At 56.4% G+C, this 211-nt stretch carries 1 rRNA gene; it reads left to right on the top strand.

Features of this window, described 5'->3' with window-relative positions:
- Nucleotides 1-211 (top strand): 23S ribosomal RNA (locus tag GPK83_RS15285); the annotation flags it as partial.

Genomic DNA, 211 nt, shown 5'->3' with positions numbered 1-211 from the left:
ACTGTGGGGACGCAGAGGGATAAGATGACCGGGGGACAGATTCCCGGGCAAGCGCAGGAGGTGTCAGGCAGGCAAATCCGCCTGATAAGCCAAAGGCGTGACGCGGACCGAACTAAAGTAGGGAAGCATCTGATTCCAGCTGCCGAGAAAAGCCGCTATTGTGTACCATGTGCCCGTACCGTAAACCGACACAGGTGGATGAGGAGAGAAT

The sequence above is a fragment of the Clostridium sp. MCC328 genome, from assembly GCF_018785465.1.
GTDB classification, from domain to species: Bacteria; Bacillota; Clostridia; order Lachnospirales; family Lachnospiraceae; genus Pilosibacter; species Pilosibacter fragilis.
This window is presented reverse-complemented; position numbering and strand designations above follow the sequence as displayed.